Source organism: Ornithinicoccus halotolerans (assembly GCF_009602535.1).
GTDB lineage: Bacteria > Actinomycetota > Actinomycetes > Actinomycetales > Dermatophilaceae > Ornithinicoccus > Ornithinicoccus halotolerans.
The window spans coordinates 1-22,567 of record NZ_WIQI01000041.1; the positions used below are offsets into that span (position 1 = coordinate 1).

Genomic DNA, 22,567 nt, shown 5'->3' on the forward strand with positions numbered 1-22,567 from the left:
TGCCCACCGGTCCACGTGCTCGATGAACTGGAGCTGATGCGAGCGGGCATCCTCGCCGGCCCGGTCGGGCCGGACCATCCTCGCCCCGGCGCTGCGCGCCGCCCGGGGGCCGCTGCTGCCCGCGGAGGCGAGCCGCTACCGGTCACTGTGCCGGGACGCCGCCACCGCGCTCACCCCGGTGCTCGCCGGGGCACGCCCGGAGCAGACCGAGCGGCAGCTGGGCGCGGCGGTGGTGGCCGCGCTGGCCGACGCCGGGACCGAGGTGCTGGTGGTGCTGGTCGCCGGCCAGTCCCGGCTCAAGGTGCGCCACCCGCTGCCGACCGGCGCGCCGCTGGGCCGCCGGGCGATGGTCGTCGCGTGCGCCCGCCGGCACGGGCTGGTCGCCAACCTCTCCCGCTGGGTGACGATGCCGACGGCCGCCTCCGGCGAGGCCGGTAGCGACAGCGACGGCGACGGCAACCACGAGGCGGCCGGCGCCGCGGTGCTGGAGGTGGAGGCCGACGTGCTCGACGCGCTCGCACCGGGCACGACGTTCGCCTCGCTGCTGGAGACCGTGCAGGCGGCCTACCCCCGGCACGGACTGCCGGCCGAGGAGTGGACCCGGCACCACCAGGGCGGGGCGGCCGGCTACGCCGGGCGGGACCCGCGGCTGGCGCCGGGGGTGCCGGACGTGGTGCAGGCGGGGCAGGCGTTCGCGTTCAACCCCACCGCCCCCGGCGCCAAGGTCGAGGACACCGTGCTGCTCGGCCCGGACGGGGTCGAGGTGCTCACCGTCGACCCCGGTTGGCCGACGACGCAGGTGCGGGGCCGGGCCCGGCCGCTACCGCTGGTGGTCGGCTGAGCGGCGGCCCCGCGTCCGTTCCAGCCACTGGCGGACGGTCAGCGCGCCCGGGAGGATCTCGCGCGTCCTGGTGGTGGACATGCTGAACTGCTCCGTGCGCAGCCACCGCCACATCGTGGTGAGGTCCGTCCCGACGAAGCGCTCGAACAGCAAGGTCGGCATCGGCACGCCCCGCGGCGCGCGGCCGGTCACCTCCCGCCAGATCCCACGACACTCCTCGATCGACCGCACGTCGGCCACCAGCCCCAGGTCCTGGCCGACCCAGCGGCCCGGGTCCGCGAACATCCGGGCGGCGATCGCTCCCAGGTCGTCGACGGCCAGCCAGCCCACCGGGCGGGACTCCCCCATCAGCCTCGGCATGACGTGCCACACCGAGATCGCCGGGTAGTAGCCGCGGTCGGTCATCAGCTCCATGAACGCCATGGGGCGCAGCACGGTCAGCGGCAGCCCGAGCTCGCGGAACCGCTGGGCGACCACCACCTTGGTGTCCCACGAACCCACCCCCGTGCTCTCCTGCCCCACGCCGGCGGCGCCGTAGACGACGTGGCTCACCCCCGCGTCGGCCGCGGCCTGGGCGACGTTGCGGCCCTGCCTGACCTCCGCCTCCAGGCCGCTGGTCATCGGGTTCTGCACGGTGAAGAGGCCGTGCACCCCTGCCAGGGCGGGGCGCAGCGAGCCGATGTCCTCGGAGTCGGCACGCCGGACCTCCGCCCCGAGCCGCTGCAGCGCCCGGGCGCCCAAGCCGGAGGGGTCGCGGGTGAGCGCGCGGACCCGCCACCCGCCGCCGAGCAGGTGCCGGGTCACCGCTGCACCCTGCCGACCCGTCGCACCGACGACCGCCACGGCACCGGGCCGGTGCTCGCCCGAGGGAGTCTCCATGGCTCAGTATGGCGCCGGCGCACCCCTCGCGGGAGCCGTCATTTCCGCCCCGTCCACGCACCACGACCGGCCTTGACCGGCCCCCTGCGAAGGATCGGGAGAGGCATCTCCGGTAGCGGCACACCACACCTCGTGGTGAGGCGCGGCCAGCGCTCAGCCCAGGTCGCCGTCGACGAACTGGAAGCCCAGTCCGGGCCGGCCGCGCGGCGCGGCCCAGGCCGGCCCGAACTCGACCGGTCCCTCGTCGGTCAGCAGCCCGAGCGCCTGCAGCGAGGCGTGCTCGATGTCCTCGACCAGCACCGGCTCGGGCAGGGTGAGGGCGACCTGGGCGCTCAGCTCGGGCAGCAGGTGGGGGGCCAGCGCCACGCTGTGGGTGCGGGCGAGTGCCGCGATCCGGCGGAACGGGGTGATGCCCCCGACGCGCACGATGTTGGGCTGCAGCACGTCCACGGCGCCGGCACGCAGGTACTCGGCGACCCGGTAGGCGGTGTGCAGGTTCTCCCCCACCGCGACCGGCACGTCCACGCTGTCGCGCAGCTGCCGGTGGCCCGCCAGGTCCTCGGCCCGCAGCGGCTCCTCGACCCAGCTCAGGTCGAACTCCGACAGCGCCTGCACCGCGCGGCGGGCGGTCGGCAGGTCCCAGCGCTGGTTGGCGTCGACCATCAGCCGGCGGTCCGGGCCCAGCACCTCGCGGACCGCACGCACCCGGGCGACGTCGTCGGCCAGGTCGGGCCGGCCCACCTTGATCTTCACCGCGGTGTGGCCGGCGTCGACGAACCGCTGCACCTGGGCGACCAGCTCGGCGGCCTCGTAGTGCAGGTTGACCCCGCTGCCGTAGGTCTCGACTCGGTCACGCACCCGGCCCAGCAGCCGGTCCACCGAGGTGCCGGCCCGGCGGGCCTGCAGGTCCCACAGCGCCAGGTCCACGCCCGCCAGGGCGACCGTGGTCAGCCCCTGGCCACCTTCGTGCAGCGCCTTCCACAGCCGGTCCCAGACCGCGTCCGGCTGCTCGGGCAGCCCCACGACCAGCGGCGCGAGGTCGTCGCGCAGCAACGACCGCACCGCCCGCGGTCCCACCGTCGGCGTCCAGGCGAACCCGGTGCCGGTCGCGCCGTCGTCGGCGGTGACCGTCGTGACGATGACGTGGTTGGCCGGGGCCTCCGGCCCCCAGGAGCGGCGCAGCTCGGCCCGCAGCAGCCGCGCGGAGAGCGAGGCGATCGTCACCGGGAGCCCCCCACCTGCGCCGCGTCCACCACCAGCTCCTCGCGCCAGGTGCGGCGCGGCCGCCATCCCAGCAGCCGCTCGGCCTTGGCGCTGCTGAAGGCCGGCGCGGTCCCGGTCAGCGGGGCGGCGAGCTCGGCCAGCTGCTCGGGGCCGGGCACCAGCTCGGGGATCAGGTCGGCCAGCGGCCGGCGGGCCAGCGCGTCGGCCGCGCCGACGAAGAAGGTGTCCCCGTTGGGCACCTTCCCGCTGCGACCGTGCTCCAGCAGCACCAGCAGGAAGTCGGTGACGTCGCGGGCGTCGACGTAGTTGAACAGCGCCGGGGCCGACAGCGCCGGGTCCGCCAGCCGCTCGTGGACGGTGTGCCCCTGCTGGGTCGGGGCGCCGGCCCATTCCTCCGGGGCGATGACGTAGCAGGGGCGGAAGCTGGCGAACCGGACCGCGTCGCGCCGGTCGCCCTGCGCGGCGGCGTACATCGCCGCCACCTGCTCGGCGACCAGCTTGGACAGCCCGTAGGCGTGCCAGGGCCGGGCGGGGGTGCTCTCGTCCAGCGGGAACCGCGGCGGCAGCCACCCCGGGGCGCCGTACCCGAGCACGGTGGGGCTGCTGGCGACCACCACGTCGCGGGCGCCGGCGGCCACCGCCGCGCCGCACACGTGGTGGGCGATGGCCACGTTGGTGCGCAGGATCTGCTCCTCCGGCGCGCTGAACGGCACCGCGATCGCGGCCAGGTTGACCACCGCCTCCGGCCGGACCTGCTCCAGCAGCGCGTAGCTGGCGTCCCGGTCGGTGAGGTCGGCGACCCGGTGCTCGACGCCCTTCGTCCGGACCAGCTGCTCCGTTGCCGGGGCGCCCTCGGGCAGCGTGGTGTCGGCCGACACCACCTCCAGCCCGGCCTCGGCGAAGCCCCGCACGACGCTGCGGCCGAGCCGGCCGCCGCCGCCGGTGACGAGTACCCGCGCCGGGGTCATCGGTCCACCACCGCACCCGTCGCGACCGTGGCCTCGCCGAGCCCGGGCAGCGCCAGCTCACCGACGCGTACCGGCATCCCGGCGGCCAGCGAGGCGTTGCCGGCGACGCCGACCGCCACGGAGGCGATGCCGTCGGCGAGCCGGGCCGGGCGGGCCAGCGGGTCCTCGCCGGCACCCCGGAAGATGTCGGACAGCAGGATCTTGTCGCCGCCGCCGTGGCTGCCCTCACCGTTGACGATCGGGACCTCCTCGGCGGCCTCCCAGTGCCGCTGCACCAGCAGCCGCTCGCCGCGGCGCCGCAGCAGCGAGGCCTGGTCGTCGACGCTGACCGAGGGGTCGACGGGGCTGCCGCCGGAGGCGGGGCGGACCGCGGCGCGCTCGACGACCTCCAGCTCGGCCCGGCCCTCGGTGCCGTTGACGGCGACCCGGTAGCCCTCCCACGGCGAGTGGGCGTTCAGTGAGTAGTTCAGGGTTGCGCCGCGGGCGTAGTCCACGATGACGGCCAGGTTGTCCTCGATGTCGATGCCCTCGGTGAAGACGCCCTGGTCGCGGCGGTAGCCGTCCAGGTGCTCCTGGTCCAGGTAGAGCGCCTTGAGCCGCTCGTCGGTGCGCAGGTCCAGGGCGAACGGGTCCTCCTGGGCGGCGTCGTCGGTGCCGCGCTCCGGCCCGGTGTCGCGGCCCCGGGCGCGGGCGGCGTCGGCTCCGTAGAAGCGCAGCCCGCCGGAGGCGTAGACGCGGGCCGGCACGTCGGCCAGCCACCAGTTCACCAGGTCGAAGTGGTGGGTGGCCTTGTGCACCAGCAACCCGCCGGAGAACTCCTTGCGGCGGTGCCAGCGGCGGAAGTAGTCGGCACCGTGGACGGTGTCCAGCACCCAGCTGAAGTCCACCGACAGCGGTGTGCCGATGCGGCCGTCCAGGATCACCTGCTTGAGGGCGGAGTTGCGCGGGGAGTAGCGGTAGTTGAAGGTCACCACGACCTCGCGGCCGGTCTCCTCGGCGGCCTCGGCGATGCGGCGGCACCCCTCGGCGTCGATGGTGAGCGGCTTCTCCACCACCACGTCCGCCCCGGCGCGCAGCGCGGTGCAGATCAGGTCGGCATGGGTGTAGTCGGGGGTGGTGATGACCACCTTGTCCAGCCCGAGCCGGTCGATCTCCCCCGCCAGGTCGGCGGGGTCCAGGTAGCCCGGCTCGGCCCCGCCGCTACGGTCGGCGACCCAGCGGCGGAAGAAGTCGGCCCGGCCCCGGTTGGTGTCGCCGACGGCGACCGCCTCGGCGACCTCGGCGTGGGCGCCGACCATCGCGTCCAGGTACATCTGGCAGCGGTTGCCGGCCCCCAGGACGGCGTAGCGCAGCCGGCGGGTCGCGGCGCCGGGAGCGCGCTGCGCGTCGTGCTCGGTAGGTGCGGTGCTGGGCTGGGTCATCGGGCGGTGCTCCTCCGTGGGTGGTGGGCCGGTACTTCGGGGGGTGAAATCGTTTTCTCTCAAGGCTAGGCTGGCGCGCGTGAGCATGCAGGAGCGGTCCGACACCGACGGCGCCGAGCGGGGACGGTCAGTCGGGCGGCCGCGCCGCCGGGCGACCATCGGCGACGTCGCCGCCCAGGCGGGAGTGTCCAAGGCGACGGTGTCGCGGGTGATGAACGCCAGCCGCACCGTGGACCCGGTGATCGCCGAGCGGGTGCGGCAGGCGGCGGCCGACCTGGAGTACCGGCCGAGCGCAGTGGGCCGCAGCCTGGTGCTGGGCCGCACCGAGACCGTCGGCGTGGTGGTGCCGGACCTGGCCAACCCCACCTTCCAGGAGCTGCTGCGGGCGCTGAGCCGGGCCGCGGCGGCCGACGACTACCGGCTGCTGTTCGCCGACTCCTCCGAGAGCCCCCGCGAGGAGGCGATCCTGGCGGCCGACCTGCGGCGGCACTGCGACGGCGTGGTGCTGGCCGCCCCCCGGCTGCCGGCCGAGGAGCTGGCCACCGAGGTGGAGCGGCTGGGCCCGGCGGTGCTGTACAACCGGCCGGGCGAGCCGGGCTCCGGCGCCGCCGTCGACTACGCCGGGGGCATCCTCGCGCTGGCCCGCCATCTGCACGAGCTGGGCCACCGGCAGCTGGTGTTCGTGGCCGGCCCGAGCACCAGCGTCTCCAACCGGATCCGGCTGGCGGCGCTGCGCGAGTTCGAGACCGGCCACGCCGGGGTGCGGCTGCAGGTGGTCCCGGGCGGAGTCGACTTCGCCGCGGGCTACGACGCCGCCGAGCCGGTGCTGGCCACCGGTGCGACCGCGGCGGTGGCGTTCAACGACCTGGTCGCCATGGGGCTGCTGAGCGGCGTCCACGAGCGCGGTGTCGACGTGCCCGGCCAGCTGGCGATCACCGGCTTCGACGACATCCCGTTCTCGGGCTACACCACGCCGCCGCTGACCACCTGCCACACCCCCATCGAAGCCGCGGCCCACGCCTGCTGGGCCCACGTGCGGGCGCTGCTGGCCGGCGAGGAGCCACCACCGGAGGTGCTGCTGCCGGTGGAGCTGCGGGTGCGCGCCAGCACCGGGGGTGCGGCGGCCGCGGCCGGCTGACCGGTCGCAGCTCCGACCCGCCGCGACCGGCCCGGCCGAGATCCGGCGGCTCACTTGATGCCGGTCGTGGCGATGCCCTTGACGAGGAACTTCTGCCCCAGCAGGAAGGCGAAGAACACCGGCAGCAGCGACACGATGGACATCGCGAACAGCGCGCCCCAGTTGCTCTGCCCCGTCGCGTCGACGTAGGAGCGCAGCGCCACCGGCACGGTGAACATGTCCGGCGAGGTCAGGTAGATCAGCGCGGTGAAGAAGTCGTTCCACGTCCAGATGAAGGTGAAGATGGTCGTGGTCGCCAGCGCCGGGATCATCAGCGGCAGGATCACCTGGATGAAGATCCGGGCGTGCCCGGCGCCGTCGATGCGGGCGGCCTCGTCCATGTCCTTCGGGATGCCGCGGATGAACTGCACCATCAGGAAGATGAAGAACGCGTCCGTGGCCAGGATCTTGGGCACCACCAGCGGCCAGAACGTGTTGATCCAGTCCAGCTGCGAGAACAGGATGTACTGCGGGATCACGATCACGTGGAACGGGATCATGATGGTGATGAGCATGATCCCGAACAGCAGCCGCCGCAGCGGGAACTCCAGCCGGGCGAAGGCGTAGGCCGCCATCGAGCAGGAGACCAGGTTCCCGAGGATGCAGCCGATCACCACGATCGAGGAGTTCAGCAGGTAGTGGCCGAACGGGTGGGTCAGTGCCTGCCACCCCGCCACGTAGTTCTCGAACTCGAGGTTCTGCAGCCACAGCCCCGGGGTGCGGAAGATGATCTCGGTGGGCCGCAGCGAGCTGACCAGCATCCACAGCAGCGGGTAGATCATCAGCGTCGCCGCACCGATGAGCAGCGTGTGCTTGCCGATGCTGCCGCCGATCCGCTTGGCGCGGGCGCGGGGGGTCTTGTTGGGGGCCCACGTCCCTCCGGAGGCGTCGCCCGGTGGGGGCACCGCAGCGGCGCCGGGGGCGTTGATCTGGGAGGCAGAGGCGGTGTCAGTCATCGTAGAACACCCAGTACTTGGAGGCGATGAAGTTGATCGCGGTGAAGATGGCGATGATGACCAGCAGCAGCCAGGCCATCGCCGAGGCGTAGCCCATGTCGAAGCGGCCGAAGCCCTGCTGGTAGAGGTACAGCGTGTAGAACATCGTCGAGTCGCTCGGACCGCCGGTGCCGCCCGAGACGATGAACGCCTGGGTGAACGCCTGGAACGAGCCGATGATCTGCAGCACGAGGTTGAAGAAGATGATCGGGCTCAGCAGCGGGATGGTGATGGTGAAGAACTGCTTGAGCTTGTTCGCCCCGTCGATCGAGGCGGCCTCGTAGTACATGTTGGGGATCTGCCGCAGGCCGGCGAGGAAGATGATCATCGGGGCGCCGAAGGTCCACACGTTCAGCAGGATCAGCGAGTACAGCGCGGTGCGCGGGTCGGAGATCCAGCCGGGGCCGTCGATGCCGAAGTAGGCCAGGAACTGGTTGACCAGGCCGTTGGTGCCGAACAGCTGCCGCCACAGGATGGCGATCGCCACCGAGGAGCCCAGCAGCGAGGGCAGGTAGAACACCGAGCGGTAGAACGCCAGCCCGCGCAGCCCGCGGTCGAGGACGACGGCGATGAGCAGCGCCACGACCAGCTGCACCGGGACGCCGACGAACACGTAGGTGAACGTGACCCGCAGCGAGTTGTGCAGCCGGCTGTCGTTGAGCATGCGCTCGAAGTTCTCGAACCCGATCCACTCCGGGGCCTGCACCAGGTTGTAGTCGGTGAACGCCAGGTAGAGCGAGCCGGCCATCGGGCCGAAGGTGATGAACAGCAGTCCCGCGACCCAGGGCGCCAGGAAGACCAGCGCGGCCTTGGTGTCCCGGTTGCGGGGGACCTTGTTCGGGGGTGGCGCCTCCTCGGCGGCCACCTTGGCGGGTGCGGAGATGGTGCTCACCGCTGCCACCTGCCGGGGGCTGTGCCGGTCATGGGGTTCTCCTCACGACGCTGTGTGGACGGGGGATGGATCGGGAGCGTGGGCCGGTGCCGGCGCGGGCGCGCAGCGGTGGAAATCGTTTTCTCACCGCAGAGGTTAAACCGGCGAGGGGTCGGGATCAAGCCGCCCCGGCCGGGGAGCCGGGCCGGCATCAGCCGACTCCCGCCGGATGGCCGGCCCGCGACCGCAGCGCCGGCAGGACGAGGCGCTGGTAGCGCTCGGTCATGGTGGCGAGGGTCCGGTCGGCGGGCTGGGCGTGGATGTCGGCGTTGAAGATCTCCACCTCGACCGGCCCCCGGTAACCGGCCTCGGCCACCCACCCGCTGATGGTGGCGAAGTCGACGTGGCCGTCACCCATCATCCCGCGCGAGAGCAACGCGTCGGCGGCGATGGGCAGGTTGAAGTCGCAGACCTGGTAGGAGGCCAGCCGCCCCTCCTGCCCGGCCCGGGCGACCTGCTGCTGCAGCTGCGGGTCCCACCAGACGTGGAAGGTGTCCACGACCACGCCCACGGTCCGGGCCGGGTAGGGCGCGGCCAGGTCCAGCGCCTGCCCGAGGGTGGAGAGCACGGCACGCTCAGCGGCGTACATCGGGTGCAGCGGCTCCAGGACCAGGCACACGTCGTGCTCGGCGGCGTAGGGCACCAGCGCCTCGATGCCGTCGGCGACCCGCTGCCGCGCGGCCAGCAGGTCCCGGTCCTCCCGGTCCCCCTCGGCGCCCAGCACGTGCGCGGCCGAGGGCAGCCCGCCGACGACCATGATGAGGTTGCGGGTGCCCAGCTCCGCCGCCTCGCGGATGGCAGCCCGGTTGCTCTCCAGGGCGGCGGCGCGCTCCGCCTCGCCGGTGGCGGTGAGGAACCCGCCACGGCACAGGCTGGAGACCGTCAGCCCCGCCTCGGTGATGATGCGGGCGGCACGCTCGGTGCCGACCTCCTCGACGCGGTGGCGCCAGACGCCGATCTGCTCCAGCCCGGCCGCGGCGGTGGCCTCGACCGCCTCCCGGAGGGTCAGCCGCGGGGTGGTCCCGGTGTTGAGGGACAGCGGGAAGTCGGTGCCGGGGGTGGTGCTCATCGGCTCACCCCGGCGACCTCGAGCAGCCGGGCCATCCGGTGGCAGGCCAGCTCGGGGTCGGTGAGCAGCCCGGCGTCCCCGGCGAGGGTGAAGGTGCGCACCTGGTGCGGGACCGACCGGCCGGCGTGCAGCCCACCGACCATCTGGAAGCCGGGCTGGTGGCCGTTGAGCCAGGCCAGCAGCGCGACGCCGGTCTTGTAGTAGAGCGTCGGCGCGGAGAACACGTGCCGCCCCAGCTGCTGGGTGGTCGCCAGCAGGTCACGGCCCCGCTGCCCCTCCCCCGCGTCGTAGGCCGCCAGCGCGGTCCCGGCCGCGGGGTAGATGGCGGCGAAGATGCCCAGCAGGGCGTCGGAGTGGTGCTGGCCGTCGCCGTGGATGAGCTCGGGGTAGTTGAAGTCGTCGCCGGTGTAGAGCCGCACCCCCTCGGGCAGCCGGGCCCGCAGCGCACGCTCGTGGTCGGCGTCCAGCAGCGAGACCTTGACGCCGTCGACCTTGGTGGCGTGCGCGTGCAGCAGCCCCAGGAACGTCTCGGTCGCGGCGGGCACCTCGGCGCTGCCCCAGTAGCCGGCCAGCGCCGGGTCGAACATCTCCCCGAGCCAGTGCAGGATCACCGGCCGGTCGACCTCGGCCAGCAGGGTCCCGTAGACGTGCTCGTAGTCCTCCGGGCCCCGGGCGACCCGGGCCAGCGCCCGGGAGGCCATCAGGATCACCGTGGCCCCGGCCTCGTCGACCACCTGCACCTGCTCCCGGTAGGCCTCGAGCACCGCGGCGAGCGCCCGCTCGGCCGGCAGCGCGGTGACCTCCGCCAGGTCCAGCTGGTCGGTGCCGGCCCCGCAGGCCAGCACCTCGGGCACGGTGCGCCCGGCCAGGGCCGCGGGCGGGTCGGCCAGCAGCGCGGCGGCCTCGGCGCCGGAGCGCGCGATCAGCTCGCGGGTAGCGGCCCAGTCCAGCCCCATGCCGCGCTGGGCGGTGTCCATGGCGTCGGCGACCCCCAGCCCCCAGGACCACAGCTCCCGGCGGAACCCCAGCGTGGCCTCCCAGTCCAGCGCGGCCGGGGCGCCGGGGGTGTTGTCGGCGAGCAGGTCCGGCACGACGTGGGCCGCGGCGAACGCACGACGGGCCCGCAGCGGCGCCTCGGGGCGCCGCCAGGCCCCCGGCTCGGCCGGCCGGTAGTCGACCAGGGTGCCGTCGGGCCCGGGGAGGCGGACGGTGCCCCCGGTGGCGCGGGCGGCGCCGCTACCGGTGCGGGCGGTGCTCACGCTCGTGCCGGCGGTCACAGCTCCAGCTCCGGGATGTCGACGGTGCAGCGCTCGGCGGAGGACCGCAGCGCCAGCTCGGCCAGCTGCACGCCCCGGGCCGCCGACTCCAGACCGAACCGGTGCGGCCGGCCGGAGACGGCGTCGGCGAGGAACTCCTCCCACTGCAGCCGGAAGCCGTTGCCGAGGTCGGCGTTGGCCGGCACCTCCAGCCACTGCTCGCGGAACGACTCGGTGACCGGCACGTCCGGGTTCCAGACCGGCTTGGGGGTGTGCGCGCGGTGCTGGGCCACGCAGCTGAACAGTCCCGCGACGGCCGAGCCGTGGGTGCCGTCGACCTGGAACTCGACCAGCTCGTCGCGGTGGACCCGCACCGCCCAGGAGGAGTTGATCTGGGCGACGACCGGGTCCCCCTCGGGGGTGGTGAGGTCGAAGATGCCGTAGGCGGCGTCGTCGGCGGTGGCGCGGTACTGCTGGCCCTGCTCGTCCCAGCGGGTGGGGATGTGGGTGACCGCCCGGGAGGTGACGGTGTCGACCCGACCGACGATGCCCTCGAGCACGTAGTTCCAGTGGCAGTACATGTCGGTGGTCATCGAGCCGCCGTCCTCGCGGCGGTAGTTCCACGAGGGCCGCTGGGCCGGCTGCACCTCGCCCTCGAACACCCAGTAGCCGAACTCGCCGCGCAGCGACAGGATCCGGCCGAAGAAGCCCTCGTCGACCAGCCGGCGCAGCTTGACCAGGCCGGGCAGGTAGAGCTTGTCGTGCACGACCCCGACGGTCACGCCGGTCCGCCGGCCGACGCGGGCCAGCTCGACCGCCTCCTCGAGGGTGTCGGCGGTGGGCTTCTCGGTGTAGACGTGCTTGCCGGCCTCCATGGCCGCCCGGAGCGTGGCCGGCCGCAGGTTGGTCATCGCGGCGTCGAACACGACGTCGGTCGCGGGGTCGGTGATGACTCCCGGCAGGTCGGTGGTCCACTCCTTGACGTCGTGCCGGGCGGCCAGGTCGCGCAGCTTGTCCTCGTTGCGGCCCACCAAGATCGGCTCGACCTGGACCCGGGTGCCGTCGGGCAGCGCCAGCCCGCCCTGGTCGCGGATCGGCAGGATCGAGCGCACCAGGTGCTGCCGGTAGCCCATGCGACCGGTCACCCCGTTCATGGCGATCCGCAGGTGGCGGGTGGCGGTCATCGACCTCTCCTTCGTCGTTCCGGTGAGCGGCCCGCGAGGGAGCCGGGAGGAAAGCGCTTTCCACCGTAGAGTACTGTTCCACGGACGTCAACCACCGGCCAACCCGAGGTTCGGGACCGGTGGGACGACCGCGATCCGATCGACCCCTGGAGGGAGGCCGTTGTGGCCGCCGTGACCTTGACCGAGGTGGCACGCCGCGCCGGCGTGTCGCTGGCCACTGCCTCCCGGGTGCTGAACGGCTCCTCGCGCACCCCGTCCCCCGACATCGCCGAGCGGGTGCGCGGCGCGGCGACCGAGCTGGGCTACGTGGCGAACGCCCAGGCCCAGGCGCTGGCGCGGGCCTCCACCCGGCTGGTGGGCCTGGTGGTGCACGACATCGGCGACCCGTACTTCTCCTCCATCGCCCGAGGGGTCCAGGGCGCCGCCGCGGAGGCCCAGCACCAGGTGCTGCTCGCGGCGGCCGAGGCTCCCCGCGCACAGCCGCAGGAGGGCGCCACCTCGGTACTGGCGGCGGTGCAGGCCTTCGTCTCCTACCGGGTCGATGCGGTGATCCTCGCCGGGTCGAGCAGCCTGCCCCCGGACCCGGCCCTGCTCGCCGCACTGGCGGGCTACCGGGACCGCGGCGGCCGGGTGGTCACCATCGGCCAGGACTGGGTCCCCGGTGCCGGCGCCGTGCTGGTCGACAACCAGGAGGGGTCGGCGCTGCTGGTCCGTGACCTGGTCGCCGACGGGCAGCGCCGGCTGGCCTACCTCGCCGGCCCGGAGGGGCTGGCGACCGTCGAGGACCGGGTCGCCGGCTACCGCTCGGCGGTGGCCGAGGCCGGCGCGGAGGACCTCGGGGTTTTCCGGGACAGCTTCGACAGCGCCGGCGGCGAGCGGGCGGCCCGCCAGCTGCTCGAGGCCGGCGTGCTGGACAGCGGGGGCGAACCGGTCACCGTGCTCGCGGCCAACGACGTGATGGCCCTCGGTGCCGCCGCCGAGCTGGGCCGGGCGGGCCGGCCGGTGCCGGAGCGGGTCCGGCTGGCGGGGTTCGACGACATCCCCTCGCTGGCCTACTCGACGCCGGCGCTGACCACGGTCCGGCTGCCGCTGGAGCAGATGGGCGCCCGGGCCGCCGCGCTCGCGCTGTCGCCCACGCCCGGCCTCGAGCACGTCGCCGGCGAGGTCGTGCGGCGGGCCTCCGCCTGAGCGAGCCGCTCCCCCGCCCCGCCGCCCGACGGACTTGACCAGACCTTTGCGCGGCCAGATCTTGACCGGGCCGACGGGCGCGGTCTACGGTCGGGAAACCGTTTTCCACCGGTGGCGGGCGGCTGGCCGTCGCGCCATCCGACCCTGCCTGGAGGAGCTCATGCAACGACGCTTGACCCGGACACTGGCACTGACCGCGGGGGGTGCCCTCGCCGCGTCGCTGGCGGCGGCGAGCCCCGTCGCGGCCGACAGCCCGACCGTGCCCGACTTCGCCCGCGAGGTGCTGCCCGAGGGCGATGGCTGGGGGTCGGCCGGCGCCGGCACGACCGGCGGTGCGGCCGCGGACGAGGACGACGTCCACGTCGTCAGCACCCGTCAGGAGCTCGAAGAGGCCGTGGCCGGCGACGAGCCCAAGATCGTCGTCGTCCAGGGCACCGTGGACGGCAACACCGACGAGGAGGGCAACCCGCTCAGCTGCGAGGACTACGCGGTCGACGGCTACTCCCTCCAGGAGTACCTGGCCACCTACGACCCCGAGGTCTGGGGCTGGGAGAGGGAGCCGGCCGGCCCGCTGGAGGAGGCGCGCGCCGCCTCCCAGGACGCCCAGTCGGACAACACCGTCGTGCGCGTCGGCAGCAACACCACCCTGGTGGGCGCGCCCGGCGCCACCATCACCGGCACCGCGCTGCGGATCCGCGACGTGAACAACGTCATCGTGCGCGGGCTGACCATCGAGAACGCCTTCGACTGCTTCCCGCAGTGGGACCCGACCGATGGCGACAGCGGTGCGTGGAACTCCGACTTCGACGCCGTGGAGGTCAGCGGCTCCACCAACGTGTGGCTGGACCACAACGAGTTCAGCGACGGTGACCTCACCGACAAGGAGTTCTACTTCGGCCGCCCGTACGAGGTCCACGACGGGCTGGTCGACATCGTGCGCCAGGCCGACCTGGTGACCATGTCGTGGAACCGGGTGCACAGCCACGACAAGGTGATGCTGATCGGCAACAGCGACTCCCGCGAGACCGACCGCGGTCACCTGCGGGTGACGCTGCACCACAACGAGTGGCAGAACCTGGGCCAGCGCACCCCGCGGGTCCGGTTCGGGCAGGTCGACGTCTACAACAACCACTACGTGGAGACCGGTCACGACCTCTACTACGACTACTCCTACAGCTGGGGTGTCGGGAAGGAGTCGAAGCTGGTGGCCGAGCACAACCACTTCACGGTCAGCGGCGACTTCGACCCGGCCGAGGTCGTGCAGCCGTGGGGTGGTGAGCAGATCACCGAGGAGCACAACCTGGTGAACCGCAAGCGGGTGGACCTGCTCGGCGCCTACCTGGAGGCCAGCGGCGACGAGCTGGACGACGACGCCGGCTGGACCCCGACGCTGCGGCGTACCGTCCACCCGGCCCAGGCGGTGCCCGGCGTGGTCGGCGCGCAGGCCGGCCCGGACTGGCTGCACAGCGACGACTGAGCTCCGGCCAACCCTGTCACTGCCCAAGACGCCCCCGGGACTGTCAGTCCCGGGGGCGTCTTGCACAGCAGCGTCCGGCTCAGGCCGACCGCGACGCTGCTCGCATCATCAACCCGCCACCGGCAAGCAGAAGTAGGGCAATCGGGAGGGCAGCGAGGCTGCCACCCGTGTAGGCCAAGGACGCCCGGTCACCTGTGTAGCTCCCACCGTCACCCGGCTCGCCACCGTCACCCGGCTCGCCACCGTCACCCGGCTCGCCACCGTCACCCGGCTCGCCACCGTCACCCGGCTCGCCACCGTCACCCGGCTCGCCACCGTCACCCGGCTCGCCACCGTCACCCGGCTCGCCACCGTCACCCGGCTCGCCACCGTCACCCGGGACGATCACCGTGACGGTGTCCGATGCCGTGCGCTCCAGAGTGTCGACTGCCTCGAGCCTCACCACTCCCCCGGGCTGGTCGGCGGGCACGTCCCAGGTGACCTCCGCGGTGCCACTGTCAGTGGGCACCACACCCTCAAAGACGCCGAGCACGGTGCCCGCGGCGTCCGTCACGGTGACCGTGGCGGGGTAGCCGGGCAACAACCCACTGACCGTCCCGACCACTTCTCCACCAGCGTTGACGGGGTCCGGCTCAGCAACGATGCCCAGCGCACCGATGGGCGCAACGCGGACCATGGACTCGGCCAGCGGCACGGAGGCTGCCTCGACATTCGGTAGCAGCCTCACCTCCAGGGCCCGGACAGTGAATGCCTGGCCGGGAGCGGGCGACGTGTTGGGTTGACTGTTGACGGTCAGTGTCATCAGCTGAGAGAGCAGCGCCTCCAGGGCCTCAGCCAGCGGCCGCACGACCGGACGGATGACAGCCTTGACGAGGCTACCCAGGGCCTCTCCCGTCAGGAGATCAGTGATCTCGGTGACAATCTGGTGCACCTGCGCTGGAGTCAGCAGCGTCGTGTTGGCCGGCTGGTCGTTGAGGCCGCCGTCGATCAGTTGCGCCAGGTCGACAGTGATCAGGCCGCGCCCGAGCTCGATGGTGACCGCATTGCCGTCGAGGCTCGGCAGCAGAGCCAGGCCGGGAAGAGAGTCAATCAGCGGGCTGTGCAGGCGCAGTTCGGCCCCGCCCACCAGGTACTCCGAGACAGGCACCTCGCCCGTGGTCTGTGAGGCGGCACTGGCGAGCACGCCCAGACTCAGCTCGATCTCATCGATGACCGGGGTGAGGGTCGGGTCGATCTCATGGATCAATCCGTCGAGGTCGAGGGAGGCCGTCTCAGCGCCGTAGCCGTCTGCACGGTCGCCGATGAACCCCTCATCGGTCACGGCCCCAGAGGCCGCGGCAGCGCGAAACGGGCCGGGCACGTTGCTGTAGCCGTTCAGCAGTCCGGCACTGGCCGCGGCCGAGTCGATGGACAGCGGTACGACGGTCCCCCCGACGATGACGCTGGCCCCCAGGAGCTCAGCGTCAAGATTGGCGAACTCCTCCCCCGCGTCAGTCCGGTCCCCGGACTCCACGGTGACGGCCGACGCCACCTCGTCCGCGAACAAGTAAGCCTGAACCAGCTGGGCGCGCGCCTCGGCGTTGTCTTCGCCGTCAGCCAGGGCAGGTGCCGAAGAGACACCCGCCACGAGCGCGCCGGCAGCCAGGGCTGACACGGCCCGCCGCCACGTGTGGGGAGTGCTGGGTTCAGCTGCTCGGGACATCCGCCACGCCATGAACTTCTCCTCACGGTGACGTCCGGTCGGGCACCGACGTCGAGGGCCGGGGAGCCGAGAGCCATTCCCGGCGGAGGAAGGCCTCCATGGCCGTCCACCGTCCCCTGCCGCCGCTAGTCAATCGCTAGCCCCAGCACTTGGTCAAGCATTTGACAAGGTTTCTTCAAGAAATGGTCAAATTGGCTTGAGGTGGAGGGCGCATCCCGTCCCGGCGGCCACCGGTCGAGGGTCCCGGTCGCTGGGCATGGGCGGCCCAGGCGCATCGGGTAGGCGGGAAGCCTCAGGCAGCCGGGCACGACCGCGCTCTCGTCCCGCTCGGCGATGGAGTCGGCGACCTGCTCTCCCTGCAGCTCGGCCAGCCGGCAGCCCGCTCGTCGTCTAGTTGCCCTCGCGGGTCACCACCAGGTTGGCGTCAGGGGTGTCCTCCGCGCTCTCGACGGCGACCGTGTCCTCGGCAAGGGACAGACCCGCCTTAGCGCCTCGTTGCCGATAGTCACCGCCACGTCGACGTCACCCCGCACACCCGGCAACTGGGACGCCCCGAGAGTGACCTCGGGGCGTCCCCTCACGATGAGCCGTCAGCTCACCCGGGAGGCCGTCCGCAGCATGACGCCACCGCCGAGGAGCAACAGCAGCGCAATCGGCAGCACGCTGACTACTTGGCCACCAACGCCCGACGAAGAGCAGGAGCGGCCGGGCGGAGGTTTGGCCGCTACCTTGCTCTCCTCGGGAGGAGCCTCACGCCGCCGGCACGACCGCGCCCTCGTACCGCTCGGCGATGAAGTCGGCGACCTGCTTGCTCTGCAGCAGCTCGGCCAGCCGCGCGACCCGCTCGTCGTCCTGCTCGCCCTCGCGGGTCACCAGCAGGTTGGCGTAGGGGTTGTCATCCGCGCTCTCGGCGGCGACCGCGTCCTCGGCCGGGGACAGGCCCGCCTCCAGCGCGTAGTTGCCGTTGATCACGGCCGCGTCGACGTCGCCCAGGACCCGCGGCAGCTGGGCGGCCTCGATCTCGCTGAGCTGCAGCTGCTTGGGGTTCTCCTCGATGTCGGCGGTGGTGGGCGCGGCGTCGCCGGTGTCGGCGAGCGTGAGCAGACCCTCCTCGGCCAGCAGCCGCAGCGCCCGCCCGACGTTGCTCGGGTCGTTGGGGATCGCGACGGTGGCGCCGTCGGGCAGGTCGGCGACCTCCTCGGCCATCGCGGAGTACAGCCCCAGCGGCTCCAGGTGGACCGGGGCCACCGGCTCGAACTGGTAGCCGGCCCCGTTCTCCTGCTCGGTCAGGTACGGCTCGTGCTGGAAGTAGTTGGCGTCGATCGAGCCGTCGTGCAGGGCGACGTTGGGCTGGACGTAGTCGGTGAACTCGACCACCTCGATGGCCAGGCCGGCCTCGGGGGCGAGCACCTCGGCGACGTACTCCAGGATCTCGGCGTGCGGCACCGGCGAGGCGCCGACGCGCAGCGGCTCCTCGGCGCCGCCGGTCCCCGAGGCGTCGCTGTCCCCTCCCCCGCAGCCGGCGAGCAGCAGCGGCAGCGCGAGGAGGGCAGCGGTGAGGGCGGTGCGGGTGGTCACGGGATGGCTCCTTGGGCAGGGGGTGTCACGGGATGGTGGTGGGCGTGCGGGCCGGTCAGAACGCCGGGAGCACCGCGCCCTCGTACGTCTCGGTGATGAAGTCGGCGACGTCGTCGCTCTGCAGCAGCTCGACCAGCTGCTGCAGCCGCGGGTCGTCCTCCTCGCCGGTGCGGGTGACGAGCTGGATCACGTAGGGGCTGCCCTCGGCGGACTCGGCGGCCAGGGCGTCCTCGCCTGGGTTGAGACCGGCGTCGATCGCGTAGTTGCCGGGGATCGAGACCAGGTCGGCGTCGGCGAGCGAGCGCGGCAGCTGGGCGGCCTCGACCTCGGTGAACTCCAGCTGCAGCGGGTTCTCGGCGATGTCCAGGGTGGTCGGCACGTCGCCGGCGCCCTCGTCGAGGGTGAGCAGGTCGTGCTCGGCGAGCAGCAGCAGCCCGCGGGCGCCGTTGACCGGGTCGTTGGGGATCGCCACCGTCGCCCCTTCGGGCACGTCCGGCAGCTCCGTGAGGGTCTCGGAGTAGAGGCCCTGCGGCTGGAAGTTCACGCCGAGGACCTCGGTGAAGTCGTAGCCGGCGGTCTCCTCCTGGTCAGCCAGGTACACCGAGTGCTGGTAGTAGTTGGCGTCCACCGCGCCCTCGTCGAGGGCCACGTTGGGCTGCACGTAGTCGGTGAACTCGACGACCTCGAGCTCCAGGCCGGCGTCCTGCGCCAGCTCGTCGCGGACGAAGCCGAGGATCTCCCCGTGCGGCACGGGAGTCGCGGCCACGCGCAGCGGGCCGTCGGTGCTCGGCTTCCCCTCGGCGGCGCCGCTGTCACCACCGCAGCCGGTGAGGACGAGGGCGGGCAGCAGCAGGGTCGCGGCGGTGGTGCGGGTTCGGGTGCTCATGTCAGGTTCCTTCACAGACGTGATCGGGCAGGCGGGGCTAGCGGCACGGCGCCGGGACGGCGCGGGCGTGCGGGCGGAGCGCGTGAGGTCGCGGCGGGGTCAGGAGCGGTGCGCCAGCCGGTGGGCCAGCCGGTCGCCGGTGAGCTGGACGACCTGGACGATGGCCATCAGCACCACGACCGTGACGATGGTCAGCGTGGTGTCGAAGCGCTGGTAGCCGTACCGGATCGCGAAGTCACCCAGCCCGCCGCCGCCGATGGCACCGGCCATCGCCGAGTAGCTGATGAGCGCCACGATCGTCACGGTCGCCCCGGCGATCAGCGAGGGCCTGGCCTCGGGCAGCAGCACGGTGCGCACCACGTCGCGGCGCCGGGCGCCCATGGCCAGGGCCGCCTCCACCTTGCCGGGGGTGACCTCGCGCAGCGCGGTCTCCACCAGCCGCGCCAGGAACGGCGTGGCCGAGATGGTCAGCGGCACGATGGTGGCGGTGGAGCCGATCGTCGTGCCGGTGACCAGCCGGGTGACCGGCGCGACGAGCACCAGCAAGATGATGAACGGCAGCGACCGCCCGAAGTTCACCAGGCCGCCGAGCACGGCGTTGGCGACCGGGCGCGGCTTCAGCCCGCCGGGCGAGGTGACCACCAGCAGCACCCCGAGCGGGACGCCGAGCAGGATGGACAGGCCCATGGCCACGCCGCACATGTAGACGGTCTCGTAGCTGGCCTCCAGCAGCTGGGGGCCCACGCGGTCCCAGTTGGTCATCGGGTGCTCCCCTGCAGCTCGAGGTGGGCGAGGGCGAGGTGGTCGAGGGCGCCTCGAACCTGGTCGGCGGGGCCGTCGACCGCCAGCTGCAGCCGCCCGAACCGGGTGCCGCCGATCGACTCGACGGCGCCCCCGACGACGTCCACGTCCACGCCGTAGCGGCGGACCAGCTCGGAGATGAGCGAGCCGGTGGTGCCGTCGCCGACGGTGACCTCGACGACGCTGGCGGTGCCGGCGTCGGGGAGCCTCTCAGCCGGCGGCAGCAGCCGGGTGGCCAGCGGGGAGTCCGGGCGGGCCGCGACCTCCGACAGCAGGCCGGCGTCGACGACCCGACCGTGCTCCAGCAGCGTCACCGCGTCACAGACCCGCTTGACCACGGGCATCTCGTGGGTGATGAGCACGGTGGTCAGCTCCAGCTCCTCGGTCAGCTGGCGGATGAGCGCGAGGATGGAGTCGGTGCTGACCGGGTCGAGGGCGCTGGTGGCCTCGTCGCACAGCAGCACCCGGGGGCGCGGGGCGAGCGCGCGGGCGATGGCCACCCGCTGCTGCTGGCCGCCGGAGAGCTGGGCGGGGTGAGTGTGCAGCTTGTCGGCGAGGCCGACTCGCTCCAGCAGCTCGGTGGCGCGGGCGCGGCGCTCGGCGCGGCCGACCCCGGCCAGCTCGAGCGGGTGCTCCACGTTGGCCAGCGCGGTCCGCGAGTCCAGCAGGTTGAACTGCTGGAAGATCATGCCGATGCGCCGCCGGGCCGACCGCAGCCCCTGCTCCGGCAGCGCGGTGAGCTCCTCGCCGTCGACCGTGACGGTGCCGCTGGTGGGCCGCTCCAGCAGGTTGATGCACCGCGCCAGCGTCGACTTGCCGGAGCCGGAGGGGCCGACGACGCCCATGACCTGACCGCGGGCGACGGTCAGGCTCACGTCGTCCAGGGCGGTCACCGCGGGACTGCGGCGGCTCGCCGGGAACGTCTTGGTGATGTGGCTGAGGGTGATCACGGTGGTCCTCGCTCGGGCGTGGACCGGGCAGCCGTCGGCTCCCCGGACGCGACGTCGCGTCCGGGACCGTGGCCGGCCCGGTGGGGGGTGACGGGTTGCTGCGGTGCTGAGGGCGCGTCAGCGGGCGTGCGTGGCCCGACCGGGGCGCAGGCACATTCGCCCGCTGCACATTCGCCGCGTCGACAGGGACGCGGGGGCGGTGCGCGGGCGGGTCAGCATGACGGTCCTCTCCTCATCGATCCCGGCGTTAGCACCCACACCCGTCGTCGGGGGGTTGCTGCGACGTCCTCGAGCCGGGTCTCTCGGTCGCTCTCGATGACTGCGGAAGCAGACTACGGCGGCACCCAGCGGCGGCCCAAATCGGCCCCGCATGATCTCCATCACGTCCCGGCAAGGCGCGGCGCCCACCGCAGATCCTGCCGCGGTCCTGGGAGCACAGCCACGGCTTCCTCGTTCCGGGGTCAGAAGTCCTGCGCGCTCCCGTCGTCCTCGTCGGCGCGGCGGCTCAGGTGGAGGTGCCGGGCGAGCCGGATCGCCGGACGGGCCAGGAAGAACACGCTGCCCAGCAGGAACAGCGTGATCGCCCACGTCTCGAGGGGCTTGGCGTAGAACATCGCGCTGCCTGCCACGAAGCACAGCGCGATGAAGACGTCGTTGGCGATGGACAGCGTCTCGTAGCGAGCCTTGATGTCCAGCTCCCGGTAGCGGAACAGCAGCCGGAGCGTGCCCTGGGGCGTGGTCCTAGTCCGTGGCATGTCCCGACCGTAGGCACTCCCGGCTGGGCCCGGGCTGGGAGCGCCCCCTCCCCGCCGCCAGCACGGGCCGGCCCTGCTCAGCGCGAGGGCGCGCTCCTCACCGAGCGCGGGTGGCGGCTCGCACAGCCCTTGACACGTCGTCCCCACTCGCGTAGACCAATGGTCTAGAAATATAGGCCGGAGGTAGACCAGTGAAGTACCTGCGTCTGCGTGACCACCTGCTGGAGGTGGTCGACGGGCTGGCACCGGGCGACCCGCTCCCTCCTGAGCGGACGCTGGCCGCCACCCTCGGCGCGTCCCGGATGACGGTGCGCAAAGCCGTCGATGAGCTGGTCACCATCGGCCACGTCGTGCGGCGCCCCGGCGTCGGTACCTTCGTGGCCGCCAAGCACTCCCAAGGCCTGGCCGTCACCTCCTTCAGCGAGGACATGCGCGCCCGCGGCATCGCACCGGGCGCACGCACGTTGGCCGCCGACACCGTGGCCGCTGGACCCAGTCTGAGCCGCCGGCTGGAGGTGTCCCCGGCCGTGCCGGTCCTGCGCGTGCGCAGGCTCCGCCTGGCGGACGGGTCCCCGATGGCGATCGAGCACCTGCACGTCCCGGCCGACCTGGTCCCTGGACTGACCGGGGAGGACCTGACCGGCGCGTCGTTCTACGCCCTGCTGCGGGAGCGCTACGGGGTCAGGCTCGCCGGAGGGGAACAGGTCCTCGAGGCGACCGTCACCGACGAGGAGGAGTCGGGGCACCTCGGGGTACCACTGCACTCCCCCGCCTTCCTCTTCGAGCGCACCACCCGCTCGGCGGAGGGCCGGGCCGTGGAGTTCGTGCGCTCGGTCTACCGAGGCGATCGCTACCGCATCGTGTCGCCCATCACCGCCCCGAGGAGGGGCGCATGAGCCCCGCGGCACCAGGCCACGCGGCCGCGGACAGGCACGGGCTGGTCCTCGCCGTCGACCTGGGCAAGACCGGCTGCCGGGCAGCACTCTTCGACGAGGACGGCCAGCGGGTCGCCGAAGCCACCGGCCCCGGCGCTGGTGGGATCGCCGACCGAGACGGCCTGACCGCGGCACGGTCTGCGCTGCAGACCGTGCTGGACGCCCTGGGCTGCCCGCCGCGCTCGCCGGTCGCGGTCGGTGTGGGGCTCGCGGGACTGGCGCAGGCCCGCGACCGGGCCGAGCGGCTGGCCGGAGAGCTCCGCGACGAGCTGCACGCGACCCGGGTGGTGCTGGCCAGCGACATGACGACCTCGCACGCCGGGGCGCTGGCCGGCAGCCCCGGCGTCGTG

Annotated in this window: 21 protein-coding genes and 1 riboswitch; of the genes, 6 read left to right on the top strand and 15 right to left on the bottom strand. The window is 73.1% G+C overall.

Annotated elements, in window-relative coordinates:
- The first annotated feature begins 145 nt into the window (after window positions 1-145).
- A complete protein-coding gene (locus GFJ45_RS08900; protein WP_323368726.1) occupies window positions 146-841 on the top strand; it encodes a M24 family metallopeptidase in 696 nt (231 codons plus the stop codon).
- Here GFJ45_RS08900 and GFJ45_RS08905 read toward each other — a convergent pair.
- The 4 genes from GFJ45_RS08905 to GFJ45_RS08920 all read right to left on the bottom strand — a co-directional run bounded on the left by GFJ45_RS08905 (window position 821) and on the right by GFJ45_RS08920 (window position 5,333).
- The gene (locus tag GFJ45_RS08905; protein ID WP_153396309.1) at window positions 821-1,720 is read right to left on the bottom strand and encodes an NmrA/HSCARG family protein; all 900 of its coding nucleotides are present in this window, start codon (window positions 1,718-1,720) and stop codon (window positions 821-823) included. The two genes, GFJ45_RS08900 and GFJ45_RS08905, sit on opposite strands and share 21 nt — an antisense overlap.
- 153 nt (window positions 1,721-1,873) lie before the next feature.
- Window positions 1,874-2,944: a mandelate racemase/muconate lactonizing enzyme family protein gene (locus tag GFJ45_RS08910; protein WP_228386747.1), complete on the bottom strand. Its 1,071-nt coding sequence runs from the start codon at window positions 2,942-2,944 to the stop codon at window positions 1,874-1,876.
- Complete coding sequence (locus tag GFJ45_RS08915; RefSeq protein ID WP_153396313.1) at window positions 2,941-3,912, bottom strand: NAD-dependent epimerase/dehydratase family protein; 972 nt, start codon at window positions 3,910-3,912, stop codon at window positions 2,941-2,943. The genes GFJ45_RS08910 and GFJ45_RS08915 overlap by 4 nt, the downstream gene beginning before the upstream one ends.
- The gene (locus GFJ45_RS08920) at window positions 3,909-5,333 is read right to left on the bottom strand and encodes a Gfo/Idh/MocA family protein (RefSeq protein WP_153396315.1); all 1,425 of its coding nucleotides are present in this window, start codon (window positions 5,331-5,333) and stop codon (window positions 3,909-3,911) included. Before GFJ45_RS08920 ends, GFJ45_RS08915 begins: the two co-directional genes overlap by 4 nt.
- A gap of 85 nt (window positions 5,334-5,418) precedes the next feature.
- On the opposite strand from GFJ45_RS08920, the gene GFJ45_RS08925 reads away from it, so the two are divergent.
- Window positions 5,419-6,471, top strand: coding sequence for a LacI family DNA-binding transcriptional regulator (locus tag GFJ45_RS08925; protein ID WP_153396344.1), 1,053 nt, complete (start codon window positions 5,419-5,421; stop codon window positions 6,469-6,471).
- A 50-nt stretch (window positions 6,472-6,521) separates the two neighbouring features.
- On the opposite strand, the gene GFJ45_RS08930 is transcribed toward GFJ45_RS08925, so the two are convergent.
- The 5 genes from GFJ45_RS08930 to GFJ45_RS08950 all read right to left on the bottom strand — a co-directional run bounded on the left by GFJ45_RS08930 (window position 6,522) and on the right by GFJ45_RS08950 (window position 11,945).
- Entirely contained in the window at window positions 6,522-7,466 is a 945-nt protein-coding gene (locus tag GFJ45_RS08930) for a carbohydrate ABC transporter permease (RefSeq protein ID WP_153396317.1), read from the bottom strand.
- Window positions 7,459-8,370: a carbohydrate ABC transporter permease gene (locus GFJ45_RS08935; RefSeq protein ID WP_228386748.1), complete on the bottom strand. Its 912-nt coding sequence runs from the start codon at window positions 8,368-8,370 to the stop codon at window positions 7,459-7,461. Before GFJ45_RS08935 ends, GFJ45_RS08930 begins: the two co-directional genes overlap by 8 nt.
- A gap of 217 nt (window positions 8,371-8,587) precedes the next feature.
- Window positions 8,588-9,505 (bottom strand): sugar phosphate isomerase/epimerase family protein, encoded by a 918-nt coding sequence (locus tag GFJ45_RS08940; protein ID WP_153396321.1) that lies wholly within the window; start codon window positions 9,503-9,505, stop codon window positions 8,588-8,590.
- Window positions 9,502-10,764, bottom strand: coding sequence for a dihydrodipicolinate synthase family protein (locus GFJ45_RS08945; protein ID WP_153396346.1), 1,263 nt, complete (start codon window positions 10,762-10,764; stop codon window positions 9,502-9,504). The genes GFJ45_RS08940 and GFJ45_RS08945 overlap by 4 nt, the downstream gene beginning before the upstream one ends.
- Window positions 10,765-10,778: 14 nt before the next feature.
- Complete coding sequence (locus GFJ45_RS08950) at window positions 10,779-11,945, bottom strand: Gfo/Idh/MocA family protein (RefSeq protein ID WP_153396323.1); 1,167 nt, start codon at window positions 11,943-11,945, stop codon at window positions 10,779-10,781.
- 162 nt (window positions 11,946-12,107) lie between these two features.
- On the opposite strand from GFJ45_RS08950, the gene GFJ45_RS08955 reads away from it, so the two are divergent.
- Together GFJ45_RS08955 and GFJ45_RS08960 are read left to right on the top strand one after the other, a co-directional pair.
- Window positions 12,108-13,133 (top strand): LacI family DNA-binding transcriptional regulator, encoded by a 1,026-nt coding sequence (locus GFJ45_RS08955; protein ID WP_153396325.1) that lies wholly within the window; start codon window positions 12,108-12,110, stop codon window positions 13,131-13,133.
- Between the two features lie 160 nt (window positions 13,134-13,293).
- Complete coding sequence (locus tag GFJ45_RS08960; RefSeq protein ID WP_153396327.1) at window positions 13,294-14,610, top strand: pectate lyase family protein; 1,317 nt, start codon at window positions 13,294-13,296, stop codon at window positions 14,608-14,610.
- 79 nt (window positions 14,611-14,689) lie between these two features.
- Here the strand turns inward: GFJ45_RS08960 and GFJ45_RS08965 are convergent, their stop codons facing one another.
- The 6 genes from GFJ45_RS08965 to GFJ45_RS08990 form a co-directional block, all read right to left on the bottom strand.
- Window positions 14,690-16,264 carry a choice-of-anchor G family protein gene (locus GFJ45_RS08965; RefSeq protein WP_194288598.1) on the bottom strand — a complete coding sequence of 525 codons (1,575 nt, stop codon included), beginning with the start codon at window positions 16,262-16,264 and terminating at the stop codon, window positions 14,690-14,692.
- Between the two features lie 798 nt (window positions 16,265-17,062).
- Window positions 17,063-17,890: a MetQ/NlpA family ABC transporter substrate-binding protein gene (locus GFJ45_RS08970; RefSeq protein ID WP_153396331.1), complete on the bottom strand. Its 828-nt coding sequence runs from the start codon at window positions 17,888-17,890 to the stop codon at window positions 17,063-17,065.
- Between the two features lie 55 nt (window positions 17,891-17,945).
- Window positions 17,946-18,776: a MetQ/NlpA family ABC transporter substrate-binding protein gene (locus GFJ45_RS08975; RefSeq protein WP_153396333.1), complete on the bottom strand. Its 831-nt coding sequence runs from the start codon at window positions 18,774-18,776 to the stop codon at window positions 17,946-17,948.
- 99 nt (window positions 18,777-18,875) lie between these two features.
- Window positions 18,876-19,538 carry a methionine ABC transporter permease gene (locus GFJ45_RS08980; protein ID WP_153396335.1) on the bottom strand — a complete coding sequence of 221 codons (663 nt, stop codon included), beginning with the start codon at window positions 19,536-19,538 and terminating at the stop codon, window positions 18,876-18,878.
- On the bottom strand, window positions 19,535-20,527 hold the full coding sequence (locus GFJ45_RS08985; protein ID WP_153396337.1) for a methionine ABC transporter ATP-binding protein: 993 nt from the start codon (window positions 20,525-20,527) through the stop codon (window positions 19,535-19,537). The genes GFJ45_RS08980 and GFJ45_RS08985 overlap by 4 nt, the downstream gene beginning before the upstream one ends.
- 229 nt (window positions 20,528-20,756) lie before the next feature.
- A riboswitch (SAM riboswitch) is annotated at window positions 20,757-20,849 on the bottom strand.
- 139 nt (window positions 20,850-20,988) lie between these two features.
- Window positions 20,989-21,282, bottom strand: a complete 294-nt coding sequence (locus GFJ45_RS08990; RefSeq protein ID WP_153396339.1) for a YrhK family protein — start codon at window positions 21,280-21,282, stop codon at window positions 20,989-20,991.
- A 191-nt stretch (window positions 21,283-21,473) separates the two neighbouring features.
- On the opposite strand from GFJ45_RS08990, the gene GFJ45_RS08995 reads away from it, so the two are divergent.
- Both GFJ45_RS08995 and GFJ45_RS09000 read left to right on the top strand, forming a co-directional pair.
- Complete coding sequence (locus tag GFJ45_RS08995) at window positions 21,474-22,178, top strand: GntR family transcriptional regulator (RefSeq protein WP_153396341.1); 705 nt, start codon at window positions 21,474-21,476, stop codon at window positions 22,176-22,178.
- Window positions 22,175-22,567 (top strand): hypothetical protein (locus tag GFJ45_RS09000; protein WP_407670387.1); only part of this gene is annotated, 393 nt, incomplete at its 3' end. The genes GFJ45_RS08995 and GFJ45_RS09000, both read left to right, overlap by 4 nt.

Bases quoted from the DNA above. Each gene is read 5' to 3' on its own strand.
- GFJ45_RS08990 (WP_153396339.1), bottom strand. From the start codon at position 21,282: ATGCCACGGACTAGGACCACGCCCCAGGGCACGCTCCGGCTGCTGTTC.
- GFJ45_RS08960 (WP_153396327.1), top strand. From the start codon at position 13,294: ATGCAACGACGCTTGACCCGGACACTGGCACTGACCGCGGGGGGTGCC.
- GFJ45_RS08915 (WP_153396313.1), bottom strand. From the start codon at position 3,912: ATGACCCCGGCGCGGGTACTCGTCACCGGCGGCGGCGGCCGGCTCGGC.
- GFJ45_RS08925 (WP_153396344.1), top strand. From the start codon at position 5,419: ATGCAGGAGCGGTCCGACACCGACGGCGCCGAGCGGGGACGGTCAGTC.
- GFJ45_RS08950 (WP_153396323.1), bottom strand. From the start codon at position 11,945: ATGACCGCCACCCGCCACCTGCGGATCGCCATGAACGGGGTGACCGGT.
- GFJ45_RS08920 (WP_153396315.1), bottom strand. From the start codon at position 5,333: ATGACCCAGCCCAGCACCGCACCTACCGAGCACGACGCGCAGCGCGCT.
- GFJ45_RS08905 (WP_153396309.1), bottom strand. From the start codon at position 1,720: ATGGAGACTCCCTCGGGCGAGCACCGGCCCGGTGCCGTGGCGGTCGTC.
- GFJ45_RS08975 (WP_153396333.1), bottom strand. From the start codon at position 18,776: ATGAGCACCCGAACCCGCACCACCGCCGCGACCCTGCTGCTGCCCGCC.
- GFJ45_RS08940 (WP_153396321.1), bottom strand. From the start codon at position 9,505: ATGAGCACCACCCCCGGCACCGACTTCCCGCTGTCCCTCAACACCGGG.
- GFJ45_RS08980 (WP_153396335.1), bottom strand. From the start codon at position 19,538: ATGACCAACTGGGACCGCGTGGGCCCCCAGCTGCTGGAGGCCAGCTAC.
- GFJ45_RS08930 (WP_153396317.1), bottom strand. From the start codon at position 7,466: ATGACTGACACCGCCTCTGCCTCCCAGATCAACGCCCCCGGCGCCGCT.